This window comes from Actinomadura sp. ATCC 39365, assembly GCF_054392275.1.
In genome coordinates, this window is record NZ_CP184335.1 from 7629086 (window position 1) to 7651770 (window position 22685).

General features: G+C 73.5%; 20 protein-coding genes. 9 read left to right on the forward strand and 11 right to left on the reverse strand.

Going from position 1 to position 22685, the window contains the following annotated elements; all coding sequences use genetic code 11:
* Positions 1-425 precede the first annotated feature (425 nt).
* Positions 426-1136, reverse strand: coding sequence for a hypothetical protein (locus ACNF49_RS37150; protein ID WP_482940516.1), 711 nt, complete (start codon positions 1134-1136; stop codon positions 426-428).
* A gap of 79 nt (positions 1137-1215) precedes the next feature.
* On the opposite strand from ACNF49_RS37150, the gene ACNF49_RS37155 reads away from it, so the two are divergent.
* From ACNF49_RS37155 to ACNF49_RS37175, 5 genes are all read left to right on the forward strand, one after another.
* A complete protein-coding gene (locus ACNF49_RS37155) occupies positions 1216-2025 on the forward strand; it encodes an RNA polymerase sigma factor (protein WP_482940517.1) in 810 nt (269 codons plus the stop codon).
* Entirely contained in the window at positions 2018-2737 is a 720-nt protein-coding gene (locus tag ACNF49_RS37160; RefSeq protein WP_482940518.1) for a hypothetical protein, read from the forward strand. Before ACNF49_RS37155 ends, ACNF49_RS37160 begins: the two co-directional genes overlap by 8 nt.
* Positions 2734-2916 carry a hypothetical protein gene (locus ACNF49_RS37165; RefSeq protein WP_482940519.1) on the forward strand — a complete coding sequence of 61 codons (183 nt, stop codon included), beginning with the start codon at positions 2734-2736 and terminating at the stop codon, positions 2914-2916. The genes ACNF49_RS37160 and ACNF49_RS37165 overlap by 4 nt, the downstream gene beginning before the upstream one ends.
* A 114-nt stretch (positions 2917-3030) precedes the next feature.
* Positions 3031-3591 (forward strand): RNA polymerase sigma factor, encoded by a 561-nt coding sequence (locus tag ACNF49_RS37170; RefSeq protein WP_482940520.1) that lies wholly within the window; start codon positions 3031-3033, stop codon positions 3589-3591.
* On the forward strand, positions 3588-4559 hold the full coding sequence (locus ACNF49_RS37175) for a hypothetical protein (RefSeq protein ID WP_482940521.1): 972 nt from the start codon (positions 3588-3590) through the stop codon (positions 4557-4559). The genes ACNF49_RS37170 and ACNF49_RS37175 overlap by 4 nt, the downstream gene beginning before the upstream one ends.
* Before the next feature lie 44 nt (positions 4560-4603).
* Here the strand turns inward: ACNF49_RS37175 and ACNF49_RS37180 are convergent, their stop codons facing one another.
* The 4 genes from ACNF49_RS37180 to ACNF49_RS37195 are packed head-to-tail and all read right to left on the reverse strand — an operon-like array spanning position 4604 to position 8052.
* Positions 4604-5311, reverse strand: a complete 708-nt coding sequence (locus ACNF49_RS37180; RefSeq protein WP_482940522.1) for an SDR family NAD(P)-dependent oxidoreductase — start codon at positions 5309-5311, stop codon at positions 4604-4606.
* Positions 5312-5351: 40 nt separating this feature from the next.
* Positions 5352-5996, reverse strand: coding sequence for a response regulator transcription factor (locus ACNF49_RS37185; RefSeq protein ID WP_482940523.1), 645 nt, complete (start codon positions 5994-5996; stop codon positions 5352-5354).
* A complete protein-coding gene (locus ACNF49_RS37190; RefSeq protein ID WP_482940524.1) occupies positions 5960-7216 on the reverse strand; it encodes a sensor histidine kinase in 1257 nt (418 codons plus the stop codon). The genes ACNF49_RS37185 and ACNF49_RS37190 overlap by 37 nt, the downstream gene beginning before the upstream one ends.
* Positions 7213-8052, reverse strand: coding sequence for a CPBP family intramembrane glutamic endopeptidase (locus tag ACNF49_RS37195; protein ID WP_482940525.1), 840 nt, complete (start codon positions 8050-8052; stop codon positions 7213-7215). The genes ACNF49_RS37190 and ACNF49_RS37195 overlap by 4 nt, the downstream gene beginning before the upstream one ends.
* 199 nt (positions 8053-8251) lie before the next feature.
* Here ACNF49_RS37195 and ACNF49_RS37200 point away from each other — a divergent pair, with 199 nt between their 5' ends.
* Complete coding sequence (locus ACNF49_RS37200; RefSeq protein ID WP_482940526.1) at positions 8252-10117, forward strand: serine hydrolase domain-containing protein; 1866 nt, start codon at positions 8252-8254, stop codon at positions 10115-10117.
* 12 nt (positions 10118-10129) lie between these two features.
* Here ACNF49_RS37200 and ACNF49_RS37205 read toward each other — a convergent pair whose 3' ends face one another.
* On the reverse strand, positions 10130-13912 hold the full coding sequence (locus tag ACNF49_RS37205; RefSeq protein ID WP_482940527.1) for a protein kinase domain-containing protein: 3783 nt from the start codon (positions 13910-13912) through the stop codon (positions 10130-10132).
* 173 nt (positions 13913-14085) lie between these two features.
* On the opposite strand from ACNF49_RS37205, the gene ACNF49_RS37210 reads away from it, so the two are divergent.
* Positions 14086-15363: an NAD(P)/FAD-dependent oxidoreductase gene (locus ACNF49_RS37210; protein WP_482940528.1), complete on the forward strand. Its 1278-nt coding sequence runs from the start codon at positions 14086-14088 to the stop codon at positions 15361-15363.
* A gap of 45 nt (positions 15364-15408) precedes the next feature.
* On the opposite strand, the gene ACNF49_RS37215 is transcribed toward ACNF49_RS37210, so the two are convergent.
* The 3 genes from ACNF49_RS37215 to ACNF49_RS37225 form a co-directional block, all read right to left on the reverse strand.
* Positions 15409-16392, reverse strand: coding sequence for a BtrH N-terminal domain-containing protein (locus ACNF49_RS37215; RefSeq protein WP_482940529.1), 984 nt, complete (start codon positions 16390-16392; stop codon positions 15409-15411).
* Between the two features lie 62 nt (positions 16393-16454).
* Complete coding sequence (locus ACNF49_RS37220) at positions 16455-17900, reverse strand: MFS transporter (protein ID WP_482940530.1); 1446 nt, start codon at positions 17898-17900, stop codon at positions 16455-16457.
* 188 nt (positions 17901-18088) lie between these two features.
* Entirely contained in the window at positions 18089-18907 is an 819-nt protein-coding gene (locus ACNF49_RS37225) for a S1 family peptidase (protein WP_482940531.1), read from the reverse strand.
* Between the two features lie 203 nt (positions 18908-19110).
* Here ACNF49_RS37225 and ACNF49_RS37230 point away from each other — a divergent pair, with 203 nt between their 5' ends.
* Both ACNF49_RS37230 and ACNF49_RS37235 read left to right on the forward strand, forming a co-directional pair.
* Positions 19111-20175 (forward strand): serine hydrolase domain-containing protein, encoded by a 1065-nt coding sequence (locus tag ACNF49_RS37230; RefSeq protein ID WP_357971608.1) that lies wholly within the window; start codon positions 19111-19113, stop codon positions 20173-20175.
* Between the two features lie 29 nt (positions 20176-20204).
* Complete coding sequence (locus ACNF49_RS37235; protein ID WP_482940532.1) at positions 20205-20714, forward strand: protein-tyrosine phosphatase family protein; 510 nt, start codon at positions 20205-20207, stop codon at positions 20712-20714.
* Positions 20715-20736: 22 nt separating this feature from the next.
* Here the strand turns inward: ACNF49_RS37235 and ACNF49_RS37240 are convergent, their stop codons facing one another.
* Together ACNF49_RS37240 and ACNF49_RS37245 are read right to left on the reverse strand one after the other, a co-directional pair.
* On the reverse strand, positions 20737-21003 hold the full coding sequence (locus tag ACNF49_RS37240) for a DUF2795 domain-containing protein (RefSeq protein ID WP_357971612.1): 267 nt from the start codon (positions 21001-21003) through the stop codon (positions 20737-20739).
* A gap of 22 nt (positions 21004-21025) precedes the next feature.
* Positions 21026-22636 (reverse strand): RecQ family ATP-dependent DNA helicase, encoded by a 1611-nt coding sequence (locus ACNF49_RS37245; protein ID WP_482940533.1) that lies wholly within the window; start codon positions 22634-22636, stop codon positions 21026-21028.
* Positions 22637-22685: the final 49 nt, after the last annotated feature.

A 22685-nucleotide genomic window follows, 5' to 3' on the forward strand; every position in this document is an offset into this window, starting at 1 on the left:
ACAGGCAGTGCGACCAGGAATAGATCTTGACAAGGCGGCCCACGGTGAGCAGGAGGTCCGGGATTGAGCCGGGTTCAGGGCTTTGACCAGCTCACTCGCTTGCCGCACGGGCGGCTCGGCAGGACGGTGTGATGCGAATCACACAGGAAGACTTTATTACCAGAATTGTGGCCGACTTCGCCGTCGCGAACCCCGGCCGGGCTCACCGTCCGCTTTTCGGCGCGTTCCGTAGTCAGCCGCTCACCGACGTCATAAACATTTATCGGCCTGTTATTGAAAAGTGGACCGCGAGGTTCTTCGGAGGTGTAATCATTATCCGGCGTCCCGGACGTTCCTCTCGGATTTCCTGATGTTCGCGCCGATCCGTTCTTCGCCGGCCTGCGGTCGATCCTGCGGGAGCTGACCACCGGTGGTTCTCCTGAGGCTCATCGATCCGGCACCGCGCCGGGATCGCGGCTCCCGCTCGGGGTGAGGAGGATGCCAGCGGCCGCGCCGAGGATGAGGATGGCCAAATCCGCGATCCGGTCCATCCAGAAGGCGACCGTGTTGTCGACGGCCAGGAACTGGACCGAGATGCCGCCGTTGTCGCGCACCCACCGCATGGACCGCAGAGACGCCGACTCGACGTCCGGGGCGGGGTCGGAGAGCGTGATGCTGTCGTTGTACTCGCGGTACCAGATCTCGCCGGCGACGGGGGTGGCGCCTTTCGCCGGGTCGACGAAGTCCAGGTCCGGATACTCCTCCCGGAACTCGTAGAGCGAGTCCTCGATCTCCAGGAAGATCTTGTTCTCGCCCCAGTGCTGGTGGTACCGGACGGCGCTCACCGGGAAGTCGAAGGTGACCGTCAGCATGTACTCGCCGGCCCGCTGGTGGACCGGCACGACGACCATGGAGAAGTCGTCGACGCTGGTGGGTCTGCCGGGCTCCGTCCAGGCGAGGAGGGGCCGGGCGGTCAGCGTGACCGAAGGGCCGTCGGCCGGTTTCTCGGCGGCGACCCGGAACGGCATCAGGCCGTCATAGGACGGCGACCGCGGATACTCCCCCGACCAGTAGAGCGCGTAAACGGCGCCCGACAGCAGCAGAAGAGGGATCGGGGACAGCAACACCGACCGGACGCGACGTAAGCGCGAACGCATGTGACGCCCTCCTGCACTTCGGCGGAACCGGCGATGGAACCAGCCTATGCGGCTCTTCGCTCGGGGTCCTCTGTTCCTCGTGGCGCCGGTCGAGACGGCCGTCCGCACGGTGTTCCAGCGGCTGGACGCGCTGCCGCGGCTGCCCGACGGCAAGGTCGAGCACCACGCCCTCGACGGCGGCCGACCGCCTCCCGGGACGATGGGGGCGTTCCGTACGCGGTCGCCGGGAACCGCTCGCGGCCGGTCAGGCAACAACGATTGTCCTGATTCATCGCCGAAAGGCCACGAAGTGAGCGCCCCGAAACCTACGGAAGGTGATGACGCCTCCCATGTCCAACGATCCCTGCACGAACCGGAAGCCTTCGCCGAGCTGTTCCGCCGGCACGCCTCCGGCATCACCCGGTACGTCACCAGAAGGCTGGGGGCGGACGCCGCGGACGACGTGGTGGCGGAGACGTTCCTGACGGCGTTCCGGCAGCGCGGCCGCTACGACCTGTCCCGCCCGCACGCCCGTCCCTGGCTGTACGGCATCGCCACCAACCTGATGGGCCGCCACGTGCGCGCCGAGGTGCACCAGCTGCGCGTGCTCGAACGCACCGGCACCGACCCGGTCACGGCCTCCTTCACCGACCGCAGCGACGACCGGGTCAGCGCCGCCGCGGCCCGCCGCCGCCTGGCCGGGGCGCTGGCGACGCTGCCCCGGGGGCACCGCGACGCGCTGCTCCTGGTCGCGTGGGCCGGCCTGACGTACCCCGAGGTCGCCGAGGCGCTGGACGTACGCGTCGGAACCGTGCGGTCGCGGATCAACCGGGCCAGGCAGAAGTTGCGCGGAGAGCTCGGCGGAGTCAACCCCATGGCCATCGTCAGCGAGGAGCCCGTCCATGAATGAGATGACCGAGCTCGAACGTCTCCGCTCCGAGGTGCCCGCGCCCGCCGCGGACGCGCTGGCCGCGCAGGAGGGCCGGTTCCTGGCCGCGCTGGCCGCGGAGGAGGACCGCCCGCCGGCCGCCCCGCGCGTTCGCCGGCGCGCCCGCCCCCTTCTCGCCGGGCTGCCGGCCGCCGCCGCGCTCGCCGCCGCGCTCGCCGCCGTGCTCGCCGTCGTGGCCGTCCTGGGGCCGGTGGTGGCCGGCCGCGACGCCCGGCTCGCCGCGTACGCCAACTCCGCCATCGACATCGAGCTGCGCGGCGACGAGTACGTGGCCACGATCAAGGACCCGTTCGCCGACCACGCCCTCTACAGCGAGGCGTTCCGGGCGATGGGCCTGGACGTCGCCCTCGACCTGCGGCCCGCCTCCCCGACAGGGGTCGGCAAGGTCTTCCGGCTCGGCTTCGCCGGCACGACCGGGCGCGACCGCATCGGCGGCGCCCTCCGGCCGGAGGGCTGCGCCCCCGGGGGCCGGGCTGCGCGCTCACCGTCACCGTCTCCAAGGGGTTCGGCGGCAAGGGGACGCTCTACCTGGGCCGCCCGGCCAAACCTGGCGAGCTGTACCAGAACAACGCCGACGCCGCCAGGAAGGGCGAGGCCCTGGAGGGGTACGTCCCGGACGGCCGCACGGTCGCCGAGGTCCTGGCCGAGACGCGCAGGCGGGGCCTGGAGGTGACGTTCCAGATCATCCGCCCCGCGCCCGACGGGGACGGCTTCTCGATGAACCCGCGGGAGCAGTCGGCGAAGGTGGGCGGCCACTGGGTGGTGTGGGCCGCCGAGCCGTACCGGCAGGGCGCGGTGCGGCTCCTGGTGTCGGAGGAACGCGTGCCGAAGAACCCGGTGCGCGGCGGCTGACTCCGCCCGCTCTCGAAACTTCGTGATTTTACTCGAAATGATGGCTCATGAGCGCACATAGGTAGGGGTGTCAGAGCAAATGATCCGATGAGGAGATCGCCATGGGAACCGCCCGTGGATGACGAGCGGTCGGCCAGGTTCACGGCCGTCTACAACCAGGCCTACGGCCAGATCACCGCCTACGCCGTACGCCGGTGCGACTCGCCTCAGGACGCCGCCGACGTGGTGGCGGAGACCTTCACCGTCGCCTGGCGCCGGGTGGACGAGCTGCCGGAGGGCCCTGAGGCCACCCTCTGGCTGTACGGCGTGGCGCGCAAGGTGCTGGCCAACCCTCACCGGGGCGACAACCGCCGCAGGGAGCGCACGGCCGAGCTCGACGCCGAACTGGCCGACCGGTACGGCCACTCACCCGAGACCCAGGTCGAGCTGGACGCGATCGGCCGGGCGTTCCGGAGCCTGTCCGACGACGACCGGGAGCTGCTGTCCCTGGTCGCCTGGGAGGGGCTGGAGCGCGAGGAGATCGCGACGGCGCTGGGGTTGTCCCGCAACGCCGTACGCATCAGGCTGCACCGCGCCCGCAAGCGCCTGTCGCGCGCCTTGACGTCGGCGGGAGTGCACGTCACCGCAGAGAGCCGGCTGGTCCCGGCGGAGAGGCCGTTGGGGGGAGCGCTGTGAAGGACACCGTGAAGAACGTCGACGAGATCGCGGCGATCGGGGCGTTGGCTCGGGTCGCACCGGGCGAGCGGGCAGGTGAGCCGTCCGACGCGGGGGCGCGGGCGCTGCTGGCCGCGATCACCGCCCAGGAGCCGGGCACGGAGCCGGAGCCGAGTACGGCTCCACGGGTGCGGCGGGGCGTCAGACCGAGGCGCCTGGCGTTCGGGCTGGCCGCCGCGGTCGCGCTGGCCGCCGGGGTGGTGACGGTCCCGATCGCGATGAAGGACGGCGCGCCCAGCTCGTGGGCCGTCAACCTGGACGACGGGATGGTGACGATCCAGATCCGCGACTTCGACGACGCCCCGGAGCTGGAGCGGCGGCTGAAGGAGCTGGGCGTGCCCGCGATGGTGGACCACGTCCCCACGGGCATGATGTGCCGCGAGCCGCGCGGCAAGCACGTGGAGAACATCCCACGCGGTCTCTACAGCGTGCCGGAGAACATCCCGGGCGAGACCGAGGGCTGGCAGATGCGCATCAACAGCAAACTGTTCGGCCCGGGTCAGACGTTCGTCTGGACCATCAGCGGCAAGCGGGGCATGACCACGACGTACCTGATGGAGGGCCCGGTGTCGCCCTGCGAGCCGGTGCCCGCGCCCACGCCCAAGCACGTGGAGCCGGAGTTCCGCGTCGCCACCGACAAGGGCCGCTCGCTGGAGGGCCTGCGGGTGGACGAGAAGACCGTCGGCGAGGTGCTGCCCGAGCTGAAGCGGCGCGGGAAGAAGGTGATCTTCGCGGTCATCAGCGTCCCGCCCGGCAATCCGGGAGGGTACGGCATCGACCGCATCCAGAGCACGCCCGTCGGCGACCACTGGGTGGTCTGGGAGGCGGAGGAGAACGCCAAGGGCGTGATCCAGCTGCTCGTGACGGAGGAGCGCCTGGACAAGAACCCGGTCTACGGCGGCCCCCGCGACGCGGTCATCAAGGACTGACCGGCGGGCCCGCGCGCCTCCCGGGGAGGCGGCGCGCGGGGCGGTCACCAGGCCAGGGGCCCCTCGGCGTCGAAGTAGCCCCCGGTGGGGCCGTCCGGTCCCACCGGGGCCATGCGCACGATGATCTCGGCGCCCTCCTCGACGGTCTGCCGGCCGCTGTTGCCGTTCAGGTCCGTACGGGTGAAGCCGGGTTCGACCGCGTTGATCCGCATCAGCGGGAACGCCTTGGCGTACTGGACGGTGACCATGTTGACGGCCGCCTTCGAGGCCGGGTAGGCGACGCCCGGGTAGGCGTTGCCGGGGCTGCCGGGATCGGTCATCCGGGACAGCGAGGCCAGGCCGCTGCTGACGTTGACGACGACCGGCGCGCCGGATCGCCGCAGCAGCGGCAGGAACGCGTGGAGCACGCGCACCATGCCGAACACGTTCGTCTCGAACGTGCGCCGCATCATCTCGGCGGTCACCTCCGCCGCCCCGGCCACCTGGCCGTCCGCCATCTCCACCTGGACACCGGCGTTGTTGACCAGCACGTCCAGCCCGCCGTCCGCCTCGACGGCCCGCGCCGCCGCCGCCACGGACGCGTCGTCGGTGACGTCCAGCGGCACCGCCCGCGCGCCCAGCCGTTCGGCGGCCCGCCGCCCGCGTCCGGCGTCCCGGCTCGCGACGTAGACGGTGTGCCCCGCGGCGACGAGCCGCCGGGCGGTCTCGAACCCGAGCCCCTTGTTGGCCCCTGTGATCAGTGTCGTCGTCATGGGCGCGACGCTAGGGATTCGAGCGCGCTCGAAGTCAAAGTCAGCGTTTGAGGTAGGCCAGGACGGCCAGGACGCGGCGGTTGTCGTCGGCCGAGTGGGCGATGCGGAGCTTGGCGAAGATGTTCGCGGTGTGCTTGGCCACCGCGCTCTCGCTGAAGTGCAGGGCCGCGGCGATGGCGACGTTGGACCGGCCCTCGGCCATCATCTCCAGCACGTCGAGCTCGCGCGGGGTCAAGCTGCCGATCATGCCGCGGGCCTGGCTGCGGGACAGCAGCTTGGCGATGACCTGGGGGTCCATCACCGTGCCGCCCGCCGCGACCCGGCGTACCGCGTCGACGAACTGGGCGGTGTTGGTGACCCGGTCCTTCAGCAGGTAGCCCACGGCGCCGTCGCCGGTCGCCAGCAGCTCGTTGGCGTAGAGCTGGTCGACGTACTGCGACAGGACCAGGACGGGCAGGCCGGGACGCCGGCGGCGGGCCTCCAGCGCGGCCTGCAGCCCCTCGTCGGTGTACGTGGGCGGGAGCCGGACGTCCACCACGGCGACGTCCGGCTCGTCCTCCAGCAACGCCCGCAGCAGGGACGGGCCGTTGTCGACCGAGGCCACCACCTCGCAGCCGTGCTCGCGCAGGGTCCTGGTCAGCCCGTCCCTCAGCAGGAAGAGGTCTTCGGCGAGGACAACGCGCACGGGATCTCCAGGGTCGCAGTGGTCGGCCCGCCGGGCGGGCTGTGCAGGGTCAGGACGCCGTCGAAGGACTCCAGGCGGCGCCGGAGCCCGCGCAGCCCGGTGCCCTTGGCCGGGTCGGCGCCGCCACGGCCGTCGTCGGTGACGGTGGCGCGCAGCCGCCGCCCGTCGTGGTCGAGGACGATGGCGACCTCCCGGGCGGCGGCGTGCTTGGCCGCGTTGGCGAGCAGCTCGCCGACCGCGAAGTAGGCCGCCGACTCGACCGGCGAGGGAAGCCGGCCGGCCAGCCGGGCCTCGACGTGGACGTCGAGGAAGCTGTCCAGCGCCAGCGACCTGACGGCGTCGCCGAGCCCCCGGTCGGCCAGCACCGGCGGCTGGATGCCGTGCACCAGGTTGCGCAGGTCCTCCAGGGCGCGGGCGGCGGTCTCGCCCACCTCCAGCAGCAGCGTGCGGGCGGCGGCCGGGTCGCTGTCGAGGAGCCGGGTGGCGCTGTCGAGGGTCAGGCCGAGGGAGACGAGCCGGGCCTGGGCGCCGTCGTGCAGGTCGCGCTCGATGCGCCGCAGCTCTTCCGCCTGCACGTCGAGCACCTGGGCCCGGGTGTCGGTCAGGTGGGCGATGCGCCGGGCCATCTCGGCACGGCGCGGCACCGACAGCAGCAGCCGGGTCCAGCGCGCGTGCAGGCGCAGGACCGGCGGGGCCAGCAGGAGCCCGGCGGCCATGAAGGCGACCCCGAGCACGAGGGCCGCCAGCATCGTCGGGGTGTCGCTCACCGGGACGAACGCGTACCAGTTGCCGTCGCCGAGCAGCGGCCACACGAACGGCTGCACCAGCGCGCCGAACGCGCCGTACCAGAGGAAGGCGAGCGGGACCGCGACGAGGGCGCCGCCGATCCACGGCTCCAGCCAGGCCCAGACCAGGTCCCGCCAGAACCCCTCGGCGGCCAGGATCGCCCCGGCCCGCCTGCGCCTGCTCCAGGACGGGTCGCCGGCGAACGGCTCGGCCGGGGCGACGTGCGTGCCCGTCCACCGGGCGGCGCGGTCGCGGGCGCGGTCGGACAGCGACCGCAGCGTCCTGGCCCCGGGCCCGAGCAGCCAGAAGCCGGCCCCGACCGGCAGCAGGACGAGAGCCAGGACGACGAACGCGCCCACCGCCGACACCGCCACGGCGAGCAGCCCCGCGAGCTGGCAGCGCGCCACGGCGGCCCGCCTCCCCGTCCCCCTCATCGGTGGAGGAGTCTAGCCGGTGCCCTCCACACCCACAGCAGGGCCGCCAGCAGGCACGTCACGCCGAACAGCGCGATCGGCGCGAGCGCGCCCGCCTCCTCGTCCATGAACAGCAGCAGGCCGAGGTTGACCAGCGTGTGGAAGCCGCCGGTCAGCAGCAGCCGGTGGCCGCGCAGCCGTTCCAGGGCCAGCCCCAGCACCACCGACATCGACACCGTCGCCAGCAGGAACGCGGCCGCGTACAGCGGCGGCCGGCCGAACACCGGCACGTGCCAGGCACCCCACAGCAGGCCCACCACGACCGACGCCGTCAGCGGGCCGGTACGGCGGCGCAGCAGCGGCTGGAGCAGGCACCGCCAGCCGATCTCCTCGGCGCACGCCCCGACCAGCTGCGCGACCACGATCAGCGCGAACGGGCTGCTCAACGCCCCCGGTGCGGTGAAACGCGCGTCGCCGGTCAGCAGGCCGTACGCCCCGGCGCTCAACCCGACGATCAGCAACGCCGTGCCCTGCAACGCCACCCCGGCGAGCCCGGCCCGCCCCCGGGCCCCGGACAGCGCCGTCCCGCCGCCACGCCCCGGAGCCCCGGACAGCCCCGAACGGTCGCCGCGGCCCACGGCCCCGGTCAGCGCCTCGCGGGCGGTACGCGGCCACAGCAGCGCGACGACCGCCACGGCCAGGGCCGGGCCGAACTGGGTCAGCTGGATGACCACGGGCGGGATCGGCGTGCCCGCCTGCGCCGCGCCCAGAACGCCCGCCGCCACGAACGCGACGGCGACGAACACCCCGGCCGGCACCACCACGCCACGGGCCGTCCTGCTCTCGGTCTGCACCATGTGCTCTCACTTTTCCGTCGAACCGGTAGAACGAGGACGACGATGCCGCCCGCCGCGCGCCCGGTCACTGCACCTGTCCCCCGGTCCGGGGTGGACCCAGGTACACCCCCGGCCCGTGCCGGAGCCGGTCGCGGTTGGCCCTGGCCGGACATCTCTGCCAAGATCACCGTGTTTCGCCCCGCCTTGACCGAGGAGCCCTGTGGACAGGAGACGTTTTCTCACCCTGACCGGTGTCGCCGGACTGGGGGCCGCCACAGTGCCCGCCATGGTGCCCGCCATGGTGCCCGCCGGGCCCGCCTTCGCGGCGACCTACCCGTCCGCGGACGCGGGGCTGACCGCCGAGGCGCACGCCAAGCTGGTGGAGCTGGCCCCCTACGGCGTCACGGCGCTCGCCTTCACGCCGTCCGGCGGCTGGGTCATGGTCACGCAGGACGGGCGGTACTTCGCCCGCGGCATCCCCGACGCCTGCTTCACGGAGCTGGAGGCGCTGGTCAAGGCCGGCCGGAAGGTCAACGCCATCGCCTTCCCGCCGGAGGGCGGCGACCGCTGGGTGATCACCACCGACAAGGGCGTGTCGTCCCGCGGCCTGCCCACGGCGTGCCTCAGCCGGATCAAGGCGTACTACACCGCCGGGCAGCAGGTCGTGGACGTGGCCTTCCCGCCCGCCGGCGGCGACCGCTGGACGGTCGTCGCGACCAGCGCCTTCCAGGCCAACGGCGTGGACGACGAGTGCTACCAGATGATGCGCAACCTGACCCAGGGCGGCCGCCGGCTGACCCGCGTCGCCTTCCCCAAGGCGGGCGGCTGGGCCCTGGTCGCGCAGGACGAGTTCCACGCCCGCGGCGTCGACGACGCCTGCTTCGCGAAGATGAAGTCCCTGGCCGGCGGCGGCTGGCAGCTGCACAACCTGGCCTTCGCGCCGGGCGGCGGCTGGGCGCTGTGCTCCCGGGGCAAGGCGCCCGCGCTGCCCACCGACCGGGTGCGCCAGTTCGAGAACGCGGTCGGCGGCTCGACCATCTGGCAGCGGATGAGCGCGTACAAGACGCCGGGCGTGGCGGTCGCGGTGGTCGTCGGCAACAAGATCGCCTGGTCCACCGGCTACGGGCGGCTGGCCGCCGGCGGCGCCCCCGCCGCGCATCCGGAGAGCGCGTTCCAGGCCGCCTCCATCAGCAAGGCCGTGACCGCGGTGGGCGTGCTGCGCCTGCTCCAGACGCGCAAGATCGCGCTCACCGCCGACGTCCGTCCGCATCTCGGCTGGACGCTGCCGGCCCGTTCGTGCGTGTCGCCGACGGCGGTGCCGACCGTCGAGCAGCTCCTGACTCACCGGGCCGGGGTCGTCGGGCGCGGCTCCACCTCGCCCGCCGGGGCCTGCTCCGGTTTCGCCGCCGGTGGCGGCGGCTTCGCCGGGTACGGCGCCGCCGCCACGGTCCCGTCACTGCTCCAGATCATGAACGGCGAGGGCAACTCCCCCAGGATCGAGCTGTCCACGGAGCCGGGCGCCGAGTACCACTACTCCGGCGCCGGGTACGTGCTGCTGCAGCGCATGGTGGAGGAGCTGACCGACCGGTCGCTGGCCGACTACATGAGCCAGGAGGTGTTCGCCCCGCTGGGCATGGCGGGCAGCTCGTACGCGCTCTCCCCCGCCTTCGAGCTCGCCTCCGGCCACACCTCCACCGGGACGGTGATCCCGGGCGGCCACAACCGGTATCCCGAGTCCGCCGCGGCCGGCCTCTACACGAACGTGCTCGACCTGTGCCGCCTGGTGTCGTACCTCAACCGGGCCTGGACCGCCACCGGCGACATCGCCGGGCCGCTCACCCGCACGTCGGTGCGCACGCTGCTCACCGAGGGCCCGCAGCCCGGGATGGGACGCGGGCTGTTCGTCGCCGGCTCCGGCACCCGGAACTTCTCCTACACCCACGACGGCTCCAACTACGGCTTCAAGTCGGTGTTCAAGGGCTATCCGGAGCTCGGCGCGGGCTACGCCGTGCTGGCCAACGGCAACGACACGGCGCTGGTGAACGAGATCGCCGCGGCCGTCAGGTCGGTCTACGGCTGGGCGTAGGGCACGGCGGGGTCAGGCCGGGCCCTTCTCCAGCTCGGTCAGGCGGCCGACCAGCTGTGCGGCGGTCGGCCGCAGGGCCGGGTCCTTGGCGAGGGCCTCGGTCAGCAGTGGGCGCAGCAGGACTGGAGCCGCCTCCACGTCGGCCCTGCTCTCCACGATGTTGAAGAAGATCTTCTCGAACGAGCCCTCGCCGAAGGGCTGCCGGCCGGTGGCCGCGAAGAGCAGCGTGGCGCCCCAGGCGTGCACGTCGGCCGGCGGCCCCGCCTTCTCCCCCGTGATGATCTCGGGGGAGAGGTAGCCCGGCGTGCCGACGAACATGCCGGTCATGGTGAGCCTGGTGGAGTCGGCGGCCTGGGCGATGCCCAGGTCGATCACGACGGGGTCGCCGTCCGCCAGCAGCACGTTGCTCGGCTTCAGGTCGCGGTGGACGACCCCCGCCGCGTGCATGGCGGCCAGCGCCTGCGCCATGCCCTTCCCCACGCGGATCAGGGCGGCGACCTTCAGCGGCCCGGCCCGGCCGACCAGCTCGACCAGGGACGGGCCGGGCACGTACCGGGTCACGATGTAGGGCGGGTCGCCGGTCACGTCCACGTCGACGACCTCGGCCACGTGGTCGTCGCGGACCAGGCGCATCGCCTCGACCTCCCGGGTCAGGCGCCGCCGGGCGAGGGCGTCGCCGGCCACGTCGGGACGCAGCACCTTGATCGCCACCTGCCTGCCGCCCGGCTCGACGGCGAGATGCACCACGCCGGTGCCGCCCTCGCCCAGCCTGCGGACCAGCCGGTAGGGGCCGAGACGTTCACCGCGCGGGCCGTCGGCCGGCGCGCCCGGCTGCTCGTCCTCCAGGCGCATCCAGCGTGACCGGCCGAGGGTGACGGTGGTGCCGGGCCGGATCGTCACCGGCTCGTCCGGCGGGAGGTCCTGGGCCGCGGCCTCGCCGGGGATCCGCAGGCGGGTGCCGTGGACCGAGCCCAGGTCGATGACGTTGACGTCCCAGCCGTCGAGCTTGACCCGCAGGTGGTGACGGGAGACCGTGCTCTCGGGGTCGGCCAGCTTGACCGGGCGGGCCCTGCCCGCGACCACCTCGGGGGCCGTCTGCGGGGAGCGGCCGAGCAGGTAGGTGGCGTCGAGCCGGAGCGTCGTCCCGTCGTCGAGGACGAGCGTCCCGAGCGGCGGCCGGGGGCCCTTGTGCGGCACCAGCGTGGGCTTGAGCGGGCGGCCGCACACCACGCAGTTGGCCATGCGGGGGTCGTTGAAGTGCCCCTTCTTGCAGTCGACGCCGTACACCCGCACGTCGTCCTGGGCGACGTCCGGCAGCGGGATCGTCTCCTCCGCGGGCCGCCGGACGGGGCCGGGCGTGTCCGGCAGGTGGAGCGCCCGGCCCTCGGGGGTGCCGGCCAGGGCGGTCAGCAGGTCGGCGGGGTGCTGGAAGCGTTCGTCCGGCTCGCTCGCCGTCGCCCTGGCGATGATGTCCCGCAGGTGCGGCAGGCCGGTCAGGGCCGACAGGTCGACCCGCCCGCCCAGGATCGCCGCGATGACCGCGGGGATGCTGCTCTCGCCCGGGTACGGCGACTGCCCGGTCAGCGAGAAGTACAGGAGCACGCCGAGCGAGTAGAGGTCGGACCTGATGTCCACCACCTCGTTCCGCACGGCCTCGGGCGACATGTACGCGGGCGTGCCGACGATGGCGTCACCGGGGCTGGTGATCTCGGCCGCTTCCCTGCTCTTGGCGATGCCGAAGTCGACGATGACGGCGTCCTTCGACGGTTTCATCATGATGTTCGACGGCTTGAGGTCGATGCGGGTGACCCGGCGGCCGTCCAGGTAGGTGAGCGCCTCGGCGAGCTGGGCGCCCGGGCGGACCGCGTCGGCGGGGCTCAGCGGGCCCTGCTGGCGCACGATCTCGCTGAGCGTGCGCCCTTCGACCAGTTCCATCACCAGGATCGGCCGGCCCTCGTCGTCCAGGGCGACGTCGTAGGTGCGGACGATCCTCGGGTGGTCGAGCTGGATGGCGATGGCGGCCTCCCTGCGCAGCCGCGCCTCCCCGTCGGGGTTGCCGGACGGGAAGCGGCGCGGCACCTTCACGGCCACGTCCCTGGCCAGCACGATGTCCCGGCCCCGGTAGACGGTGCTCTGGCCGCCCTCGCCGATGAACTCGACCAGCTCGTACCGGGCGCCGACGGTCCGCAGCACCGACTCGACCCCGGCCGGCCCCGGGCTCGCCCGCTTCGTGGGGACCACCGTGACGTCGCGGGCCGGGACGCGCAGGAACATGTCGAGCGCGGCCCGTTCGCCCTCGTTCCCCAGGGCGATGCCGAGCAGGGTCTGCTTCAGCCCGTCGGCGAGCTTGTACGACACCAGCCGCGCGTCGGGTTCGCCGCCGTAGTTCGTCGCGTCCGGCCTGCCGGGGTCGCGGGCGACGGTCAGCACGCCGTGCACCTCCAGGTGCAGCAGCAGCCGGTCGACGCCGGCCCTGCCGACGTGCAGCAGCGGATCGAGCTCGGGCTGCTCGGCCGAGCCGACGATGTCCAGCGCGGTGAACGTGTCGCCCTGCCTGCGCAGGATCCAGTCGACGATGTAGTAGCCGGTGAGCCGCCACCGGTCCTCGTCGATCGGCACCCGGAAGAGCCGGTCCTGGCCGCTCTGCCGGAAGAAGAGCTCCAGCAGCTCCTCCAGCCGGGCGTAGAACGCGACGCGCTGCTCGTCCTGGTCGCCGATGACCAGGAACGGCCGCTCGCCCTCCCACCTGACCAGCTCGCCGAACTCCTGGAGCAGCCGCCGGGGTATGCCGCGAGCCTTGAAGCGCAGGTAGCGGGCCAGTTGCTCGAACTCGGCCGGCCGTTCGTCGAGCACCGCGTCCAGCAGGCGGTCGGGCGCCTCCCAGGAGCAGGGGACGTAACAACGCCAGGCGAAGACGCTCTCGTAGACGCTGTTGCCCCGGCTGGTGTCCCTGACCACGTGGTCGTGCAGGTCGGGGCCGGCCACCACGAGGAAGTGCGCGCCCTGCGTGGTGAGCGTGTTCTTGAGGCTGCCCAGCAGCCGTTCGATCTCGTCGAGGCCGGAGGGGCTCGCGGTGAGCTTGTCCACCTCGTCCAGCACGATGATCAGATGGACCCGCCGCGGCCCGCGGGACCACCACCGCCATCCGCGCCGCCGCGCCGGCTGCCTGGCCAGCAGGTTGATGATGCGCGCCAGGTCGTGCTCGACGTCGGTGTCGGAGTAGGTGAGGTACGAGGCCTCCAGCGCCAGCGAGCGGGTGCGTTTGCCGGACAGGCTGCCGCTGGGGCTCAGCCACCCGGCCGGCCCGGTCAGCTTCTTGGCCGCCGGGCCCATGCCGACGTTGAACGTCGCCGTGCGCTCGGAGGCGTCCGACTGCGTCTGCTTGAGCCCGAACGAGGTGCGCACGTGCGCGAGCAGCAACGCGCGCCGCGCGCCCGCGTCGAGGCGTTGCAGCACCCGCCGGTCGTGCAGCGTCTCGTAGGTCCGCCGGACCACGGCGAAGAGCAGCTGGTCGGGGGTCATGGGACGGGCGACGTTCAGCGAGACGGGCACCACGAGCTCGTCGCGGGGGCGTCCGGCGGCGATCTCCGCCACCGCGCGCATGACGACCGTGCTCTTGCCCACGCCGCGGAACCCGGTGATGAGGAACGTGCCGCCGCGCGACCAGTGGAGCCGCTGGTTCAGCTCGTCGACGAGCTCGGCGTTCCCCAGCAGCGGCATCGACTGCTCGTCGTGCCGCAGCGGTTCGTGGATGTAGCGGAAGGAGCCCTTGAGAGGAACCCTCAGTATTCTCACCCCTCGTTCGGCGGAGCAGATCCCCTGGGACAAACGAGGGCGCCGGATCTCCGGTTCCCCTGCGAGTACCGTACGCGCCGGCCGCGCCGTTCGCCGCCGTATGCCGCCGCCGGATCATGGTCGCCGTACGCTCGCCGCGTCTGAGCTGCGAGGTCGCGGGTAGGGCCCCTGACATGGACAACGAGCGGAGAACGGCGGGGGCCGTCATCGTCGTGGGGGCCGGGATGGCGGGACTGGCCTGCGCGGTGCGGCTGCACGAGGCCGGCGTGCCGGTACGGGTGCTGGAGGCGTCCGACGGGGTGGGCGGCCGGGTGCGCACCGACGTCGTGGACGGGTTCCGGCTGGACCGCGGCTTCCAGGTGTTCAACACCGCCTACCCTGAGGCCCGCCGGATGCTCGACCTGGACGCGCTCGACCTGCGCCCGTTCGCCTCGGGCATGATCGTCCAGGGGACGCGGGCCAGGGCCAGGGTGATGCTGCCGTGGCGGCATCCCCGGCACGCGCTGAGCGGGCTGCTGACCGGCCTCGGCACGCCGCGCGACGACGCCGTGCTCGCCGCCCTCACGGCACGCGACCTGCTCCTGCCCGCGTCCCGGCTGCGCGGCGGGCCCGACCGGCGCACCGACGACGAGCTGCGCGCCTGGGGCATGTCGGAGAAGATGATCGACTGCCTGATGCGTCCCTTCCTGGCCGGGGTGCTGCTGGAACGCGACCTGGAGACCTCCAGCCGGATCTTCCACCTGTTCTGGCGGTCGTTCGCGCGCGGCACGATCGCGCTGCCCGCCCTCGGCATGGGCGAGATCCCGCGCCGGCTCGCCGACCGGCTGCCGCCGGGCACCGTCACGCTCGGCGCCCGCGTCACCGAGGTGAGCCCCGGTGGCGTGCGGCTCGCCGACGGCGCCACGGTCGGGGGCCGGGCGGTGGTGGTGGCCGCCGATCCGCGGGCCGCGGGCCGGCTGCTGAGCGAGATCGAGACGCCGGAGATGCGTGCGGTGACCACCTTCTACCACGCCGCGCCCCGCTCCCCCATGCGCGAGCCGATCCAGATCGTCGACGCCACCGGGGCCGTCACCGACACCCTGGTGCTCACCGACGCGGCCCCCGGGTACTCCGCCGACGGGCGGGCGCTGGTGTCCACGTCGGTCCTGGGCCTGGCCGACGACGAACGTCCGGTCCGCCGGCGCCTGACCGAGATCTACGGAGACACCTCCGGCTGGGAGCACGTGGCGACCTACCAGGTGCCGGCGGCGCTGCCGGCGATGCGGCCGCCGTACCCGCTGCGCAGGTCGGTGCGGCTGCGCGCCGGCCTGTACGTGTGCGGCGACCACCGCGACACCGGCTCGCTCCAGGGGGCGCTGGTGTCCGGCCGGCGCGCGGCCGACGCCGTGCTCGGCGACCTTCCGTCGCTGCGCGCGGACAGCCTGGCCGCCCTCGACCGGGCGGCGCTCTAGCGGCCCGCCGTCACAGCCCGTCCGGGACGCTCCGGCGGCCCGCCGTCACAGCTCGCGCAGCGCCAGCATGGCGTCCCGCTCGATGCGGGCGAGGTCGTGCAGGACGGCGCCGGCCTGCTCCAGGTACGCCGCCTCGCGCCCCTCGCCGGCCTTGGCGACCAGGGCGGCCACCTCCGTCCACAGGGCGGCGGCCTCGGCGTACAGGCGGTGGCCGGCGCGCAGGCGGTCGTCGTCGACGAATCCGGCGCACTCGCCGAGGAAGTCCCGGTAGAGGGCGCGGAACAGGCCGCCGCCGGTGCCGCCCTTCTCCATGAGGAGGGCGGCCAGCGGCAGGTCACGCGCGGGCTCCGCCACGCGGTCCAGCCACCCGGGCACCAGGCGGGCGGCCTTGTCGATGCCGCGGTGGCCCAGGTTGGCGATGGGCGCGGCGAGGAACGCCTCGGCGCACGCCCTGATCGCCGGGACGGCCCGCTCCCGCCAGGCGGGCGGGCCGCCCGGCAGGGTGAGGGTGAAGGAACGGTTCCTGGCGGTCATCGGGCCGCGTTCGGCCCGCGCCGCCGCCAGGCTGTCCCGGCTCGTCCGCACCGCGCCGCCCTGTTGCGCGGTGTCCACCAGGTACGCCTGCCGCTCGTCGTAGCCGTACATCGCGACGACGTGGCCGCCGAAATGCACCTTCGACCCGAAGTAGTCCAGGTGGTGGCTGTCGAGCTGGAGGCCGACCGGCAGGCCGTCGTCGATGCGGGCGGCCACGTTCTCCCAGGCCCTGCGGGCCGAGCCGGTCTCGGCCACGTCCAGGGTCAGCCCGAGCCTGGCGGCCAGGTTCCTGGTGAGCTCGAACGGCTTGACCCGGCCGCCCAGGAACGGCACGTCCATGCCCTTGGCGTCCCAGTAGACGAAGGACAGGCCCGAGCCGAGCCCGAACAGCATGGGCTCGGACAGGTCGAGCCCCTGGTGGCGCAGCAGCGCCGCCAGTGCCGTCGTCTCGCAGTGCTCCATGCCGCGAGCCTCGATGCCTTCCACGATGGTCATGCGTCGCTCTCCTCTGGCCGGTTCGATCATCGGGCGCGGGGCCGCCGGCCGGTCCGGCCCCGTCAGGCAGCCTGCCGCCTCCCACGGGGGGAGAGTCCATCGTCCCGCTCCCGCCGCGCGGCCCGGTGGGCGGTGAGGGCGCCGGTCGCGCAGAGGGCCGCGAAGCCGAACAGCACGTACCGGGCCGAGTCCAGCATGGAGGCGCCGCCGAGGTTGACCAGGATGCCGGCGACCGCCGTGCCGAACGCGACGGACAGGCTGGTCACGGTGGCGATCGCCGCGGCCGCCCGGCCGCCCTCGGCCGGGTCCGGGGTGCTGGTCAGCACGGCCACGGACAGGTGCGGGTAGGCGAGGCCGATCCCCGCGCCGGCCGCGAACAGCACCGGCACCCAGACCAGCACCAGCCATCCCGGCGGGTCCGTACGCTGCACCAGCCCCTGGACGAGCAGCCCGGCCGCGAGCAGCAGCGGGCCGGCCACCCGCAGCCGCCGCACCGCGCGCCGCCCGGCCACGGACGAGCTGCCGATCTGGGTCGCCGACCAGCCGAACGAGACGGCCGCGGCGAAGAACCCGGCCACCAGCGGCGGCAGCCCGGCCAGCCGCTGCGCGAACAGCGGCAGGAACGACTCGACCGCGACCCCGAACGTCAGCACCCCGATCGTCAGGTAGACCCACTTCAGCGACGACCCCCGCCGGTAGGTCTCCGCCGGGAGGACCCTGTGCTCGCTGCGCCGCTCATGGACGACGAACCCCACGGCCGCCAGCAGCGCCGCTGCGAGGACGGCGGTCTTGGCGAGCGTGCCGGCCACGACCGCCGCCACGCTCACCGCCCCCGCGACCGCCGTCACCAGCATCGACGAGCCCACCGGCACCCGCACCCGGGCGGCGCCGCCTCCGCGCGGCACCTCGCCCCCGCCGCGCAGGGCACGCGGGACGATCAGCCCGCAGCCGGCCCCGATCACCGCCATCGCCGCGAACGCCGGCCGCCACGCCCCGAACTGCGCGAACAGCCCGCCGAGCGCCGGGCCGGCGAAGTTGCCGACGCCGTACATCGCCGACATGAGCGCGGTGCCGCGCGTCCAGAGCCGGGCCGGCAGGGCCGACCGCACGACGGCGAACCCGAGCCCCGACAGCAGCCCGGCGCCGAGCCCCTGCACCCCGCGCGACACCAGCAGCACCGCCATCGCCGGGCTCACCGCGCAGGCCAGCGAGCCCACGGTGAACGTGGCGAACCCGGCGAGGTAGGAGCCGACGGTCCCCCACGCCGACAACGACCGGGCGGTGAGCATGGTGGCGATCACCATGGCGACCAGGTAGACGGTCATGTTCCAGGCGTAGAAGCTGGCCCCGCCGAGCTCGGCCACCGCGGTCGGCAGCAGCCCGGCCGCCAGGTAGATGTTGATCGCGCCGGCGAGCACTCCCCCGGCCGGCACGACGGCGGCCCCGAGATGCTCCCGTCCCAGCAGCTCCCGCCAGGTGGCGGGGACGTCCTGCGCGGGAACGCTCATCCCCGCACCTCCGCCGTGCGGAAGTGGGGGAACGGGGACGGGAGCGGTGTCCCGTGAACGGGCTCGGTTTCGGTTGTCATGACTTCAAGGCTGTCGTTGAACCGCTCCCGGAAGCTTTGCGCCGGCTGCCGCGGGCGGCGCTGGGCGACCGGGCGGCCGGCCCTCAACCGCCGGTAGAGCCCCGCCGGTCAGCTGTACGCGCGCATCGTCCGGACGAGCCACTCCGCGTACGCCGGCACGCTGGTGTACAGACCAGGACCTTCCGCACAGGACGGGCTCTTGGCGCCGGGCCCCGAGGTGACCCCGATGAGCTCCCATCGGCCGTTCCTGCCCCGCTGCAGCTGCGGGGAGCCGGAGTCGCCGTTGCACGCCATGGCCTTGGGCACCCGGCTGACCGTGCACAGCCGGGTGCCGCTCGCGTACCCGGGCCCGCACTCGGACGGGGCGCCTCTGCGCGTGTCGAGCTGGTTGAGCCGCGGGGACATCTTCCAGTCGGCCGGGTCGGGCTTGGACTCGGTGACGCCGAAGCCGATGATCCGGGTCGGGGTGCCGGGCCGTCCCGGCCGCGCGGCGATCGGGACAGGTTGCCGGCCGACGGGACGGTCCAGGCGGACCAGGGCGATGTCGTTCCTGTTGGGCGTGTTCTGGGAGTAGCGGGGGTGGAGCACGGCCTGGGCGATCTTGCGCACCTCCCCGCCGGACTTGCGCAGGTCGCTGCCGACGCGGACGGTTCCCTTCGGGATCGACCCGACCTCCATGTCCAGGCAGTGGGCCGCGGTCACCACCCACTGCGGCGCGATCAGCGCCGCTCCGCACACGCCGTCCGTCAGCCCCAGGGCCGGGGCCGAGATCGGGATCGAGGCCATGAACGGGTACGCCTCCGTGGCCTTCCCGCCGTTGACGATCGCGCCGGCGGCGCCGGCGGTGACGGCGAGACAGGCCGCGCCCGCCACGGCGACGACGGCGGAACGGCCCAGGACACGACCCAGCGTTTTACTACTAAACAACTGATTTATCCATTTCAGTGCGTGATTACGATGAAAACACGCTATCTGCGAAGAATTAGCCCGCATCAGTACGCCAGCACGCCAACTCGCGGTAGGGACAACCCCCCTCACGACCCGCCGCGCGGGCGGCTGTGGTTTTCCGCAGCAGGACTGGGCGGAGCACCGCATTCCGCCGTACGGCCGATCTTCCTAACGTTGACCGCATGATGCAGACGATGATGAACGTGCTGGTGGCGGCGACGATGGCGGCGGGCGGCCAGGGCGCCGGAGTGGGCCAGGAGCTGGACAGGATCGTGGCGGGACAGGGCGCGACGGCGGCCCTCGCCCGGGTCACCGACGAGCGCGGCACCTGGTCGGGCTCGGCGGGCGTCCGCGACATCGAGCGCGGCGGACGCCCCTCGCCGGGCGGCTACTTCCGGATCGGCAGCGTGACCAAGACCTTCGTCGCCACCGTGGTGCTCCAGCTCGTGGACGAGGGCAGGCTGAAGCTGGACGACCCGATCGGCGACCACCTGCCCGGCCTGGTCCCCGGCGGCGACCGGATCACGGTCCGCGGCCTCCTCGACCACACCAGCCACCTGTACGACTACATGAGCGAGCCCGGCTACTCCACCAACCGCTGGCGCGGCGAGGCCCGCTTCCGCTCCTACCGGCCGGCCGAGCTGCTCAAGGTGGCCTTCGCCAAGAAGCTCCCCGACGACGGCAAATGGCACTACTCCAACACCAACTACGTGGTGCTCGGCCTGCTGGTGGAGAAGCTGACCGGGCGCACGTACGGCGAGGAGGTCGCCCGCCGGATCCTGCGCCCGCTGGGCCTGCGCCACACGCTGGTCCCCGGCGACCGGGCGGGCCTGCCGTCCCCCCACGCCAAGGGGTACGAGCCGATGCCCGCCCTCGTGGACGCCACCCGGATGAACCCCTCGCTGGACTGGGCCGCGGGAGAGATGATCTCGACCGCCGCGGATCTGGAGCGGTTCATGTCCGCCCTGCTGGGCGGCAGGCTCACCAGCGCCGCGTCCCTGAAGGCCATGCGCACGACCGTCGAGACGGGCGCCGGGTTCCGCTACGGGCTCGGGCTGCAGGCGTACGCGCTGCCGTGCGGCACGGTGTGGGGGCACAGCGGAGAGCTGATCGGCTACCTCACGTTCGCGTTCCGCTCGGACTCGGGCAAGTCGCTGACCCTGTCGCTCAACCCCTCGACCAGGAACCCGTCCACGGCGGAGATCATGGGGATGGCCGTCAAGGTATTCTGCGGGACCGCGGGCTGAGCAGGCCCCTGACACCACGAGGAGGATCCGTGACGACTCCGACGGACGGCACGACGGGCGAGCCGCCGCTCGCGGGCGCCTTCCGGCTCCCGGACGGCACCTGGATCCGCGGCCGGGGCCTGCGCCACCCGCTGCCGGACGGCCCGGCGCCCGGCTTCGGCCTCTACCTCGGGTCGGCGCGGCTCACCCGCCGCCACGAGGACGGCCTGCGCTGGCCGCACGCGTGGATCGAGTGGCCCGACTTCCTGCTGCCCCGCGACCGCGACGCGGCCGTGGAGCGGATCCGCGACCTGCACCGGCGGGCGCGGGAGGGGGAGGCGGTCGAGGTGGCGTGCGGGGGCGGCGTGGGCCGCACCGGCACGGTCGTCGCCTGCCTCGCCGTCCTGGCCGGCCTCGACCCGGCCGACGCCGTCGCCTGGACGCGCGAGCACCACCACCCCCGGGCGGTCGAGACCCCGTGGCAACGCCGCTGGATCCGGCGCTTCCCCGGCCCCCTCCGCCCGGGGCCGGACGACCAGGGGCGCGCGCTGCGCCCCTGAGCCGGGCGGCCCCGGACCGGTCTCAGCCGTGCTCGCCGGCGATGCCCAGCTCCCGCGCGACGTCCTCGACGTTGGCGAAGGTCCGGTCCGGCAGGGAGCGCAGGGCGGACAGCACCGGCTCCGGGGCCGACTCGGCCTCGGCGCGGTCCAGCAGCGAGTCCCGGTCGGCGGGGAAGGCGTGGGTGCCGCTGACCCAGCGGGCCAGGTCGCTCCGGCTCTCCGTCTGCGCGTGGCTCATGCCCTCGGGCGAGCCGGGCTCGTGCTGCCGGTCGTTGTCGTGTCGTTCCATGTCCGTGTGTCCTTTCACTGGTTCAGATCTCGGTCAGGAGGTCCTCGTCGAGGACGACGTCGAGCTGGAGCTCTCGGTATCCGGCGTCCTCGAACAGGACCGTCAGGCGGTCCTCGCCGCGCTGGATGACCTGGCCGGGCCCCCACGCGCGGTGTTCCACCCGGGCGTGCAGCGGGAAGGGGCCGCTCTCCCGGGGCGCCCGCTCGGCGGTCCCGGCCCGGCAGGTGTCGCAGTTGCCGCAGTTGTCGGCGAGCTCCTCGCCGAAGTAGCCGAGCAGGAAACGCCGGCGGCAGTCGGTGGTCTCGGCGTAGCGGCGCATCATCTCCAGCCGGCTGCGGTCGACGTCGCGGCGGCGCTCGGCCAGTTCCCTGGCGCGGCTCGCCGCCGCCCGGGGATCGAGGCCGGGCACGGGATCGACCTTGCGGGTGCCGAGCCGTACCGCACCGGCTCTCTCCAGCAGGTCCAGCAGCGCCGTCAGGCGGCGCGCCGACAACCCGGCGCGTTCGGCCAGGCCCTTGCGGTCGCTGCCGGGGCCGGATTCGGCGACCGCCTCGGCGACCCGGGCCAGCCGCTCCTCGTCGGGCGTCCCGCCGGTGAAGAACCGCTGCAGTCCCAGGTCCTCGGGCCGGTAGAAGAGCACTGCGTCGGCCGGCTCGCCGTCCCGGCCCGCCCGGCCGATCTCCTGGTAGTACGCGTCCGGCGGACCGGGGATCTCGGCGTGCAGGACGAAACGCACGTCCGGTTTGTCGATGCCCATGCCGAAGGCGTTGGTCGCGACCACGACGTCCAGGTCACCGGCCATGAACCGGCCGTGCACCTCGTCCCGTTCGGCCCGGCGCAGCCCGGCGTGGTAGGCGGCGGCCTGTACGCCGGCCTGCGCCAGCAGCCCGCTCAGACGGCCGGTCTGCCTGCGCGAGGCCGTGTAGACGATGCCGGGCTTCTTCGCCGCCGCGACGGTCGTGACGATGTCGGCGGCGGGGTCGTCGAGCGCCCGGCGCACCTCCAGCGAGATGTTGGGCCGGTCGAACCCCTGGACGATCTCCACCGGCGCGCGCATGCCCAGCCGCTCGGCGATCTCCGCCCGTACCGGCGGGGCGGCGGTCGCCGTCAGCGCCGCGACGACCGGACGGCCGAGCGCGTCGGCCACCGCGCCGAGCCGCAGGTAGTCGGGGCGGAAGTCGTGCCCCCAGGCCGAGACGCAGTGGGCCTCGTCCACCACCATGAGCGAGGGGGCCGCGGCGGCCAGCTCGCGCAGGACGTCGGGACGGGCGAGCTGCTCGGGCGCGCAGAACAGGAACTCCGTCTCCCCCGCCCGCAGCGCCTGGAACGTCTCCGCCCGCTCACCGGCCCGCGTCCGCGCGTCCAGGCTGACGGCCTCCTCGTCGCGGTCGCGCAGGGCCTCGACCTGGTCGCGCTGCAGGGCGATGAGCGGCGAGACCACCAGGGTCGGGCCGCGCAGCAGCAACGCCGGCACCTGGTAGATCGCCGACTTGCCGCTCCCGGTGGGCATCACCACCAGCGTGTCCCTGCCCTCGGCCAGGGCCGTCATCGCCCGGAGCTGGCCGGGCCGCAGGTCGGTCAGGCCCAGCGCCTGCCTGGCCACCCGCTCGCATGCCGCCGCCGTGTCGCCCATCCGGTCCTCTCTGGTCGGGAAGACCGTCCTTCCTGCCCCGCCGGACGGC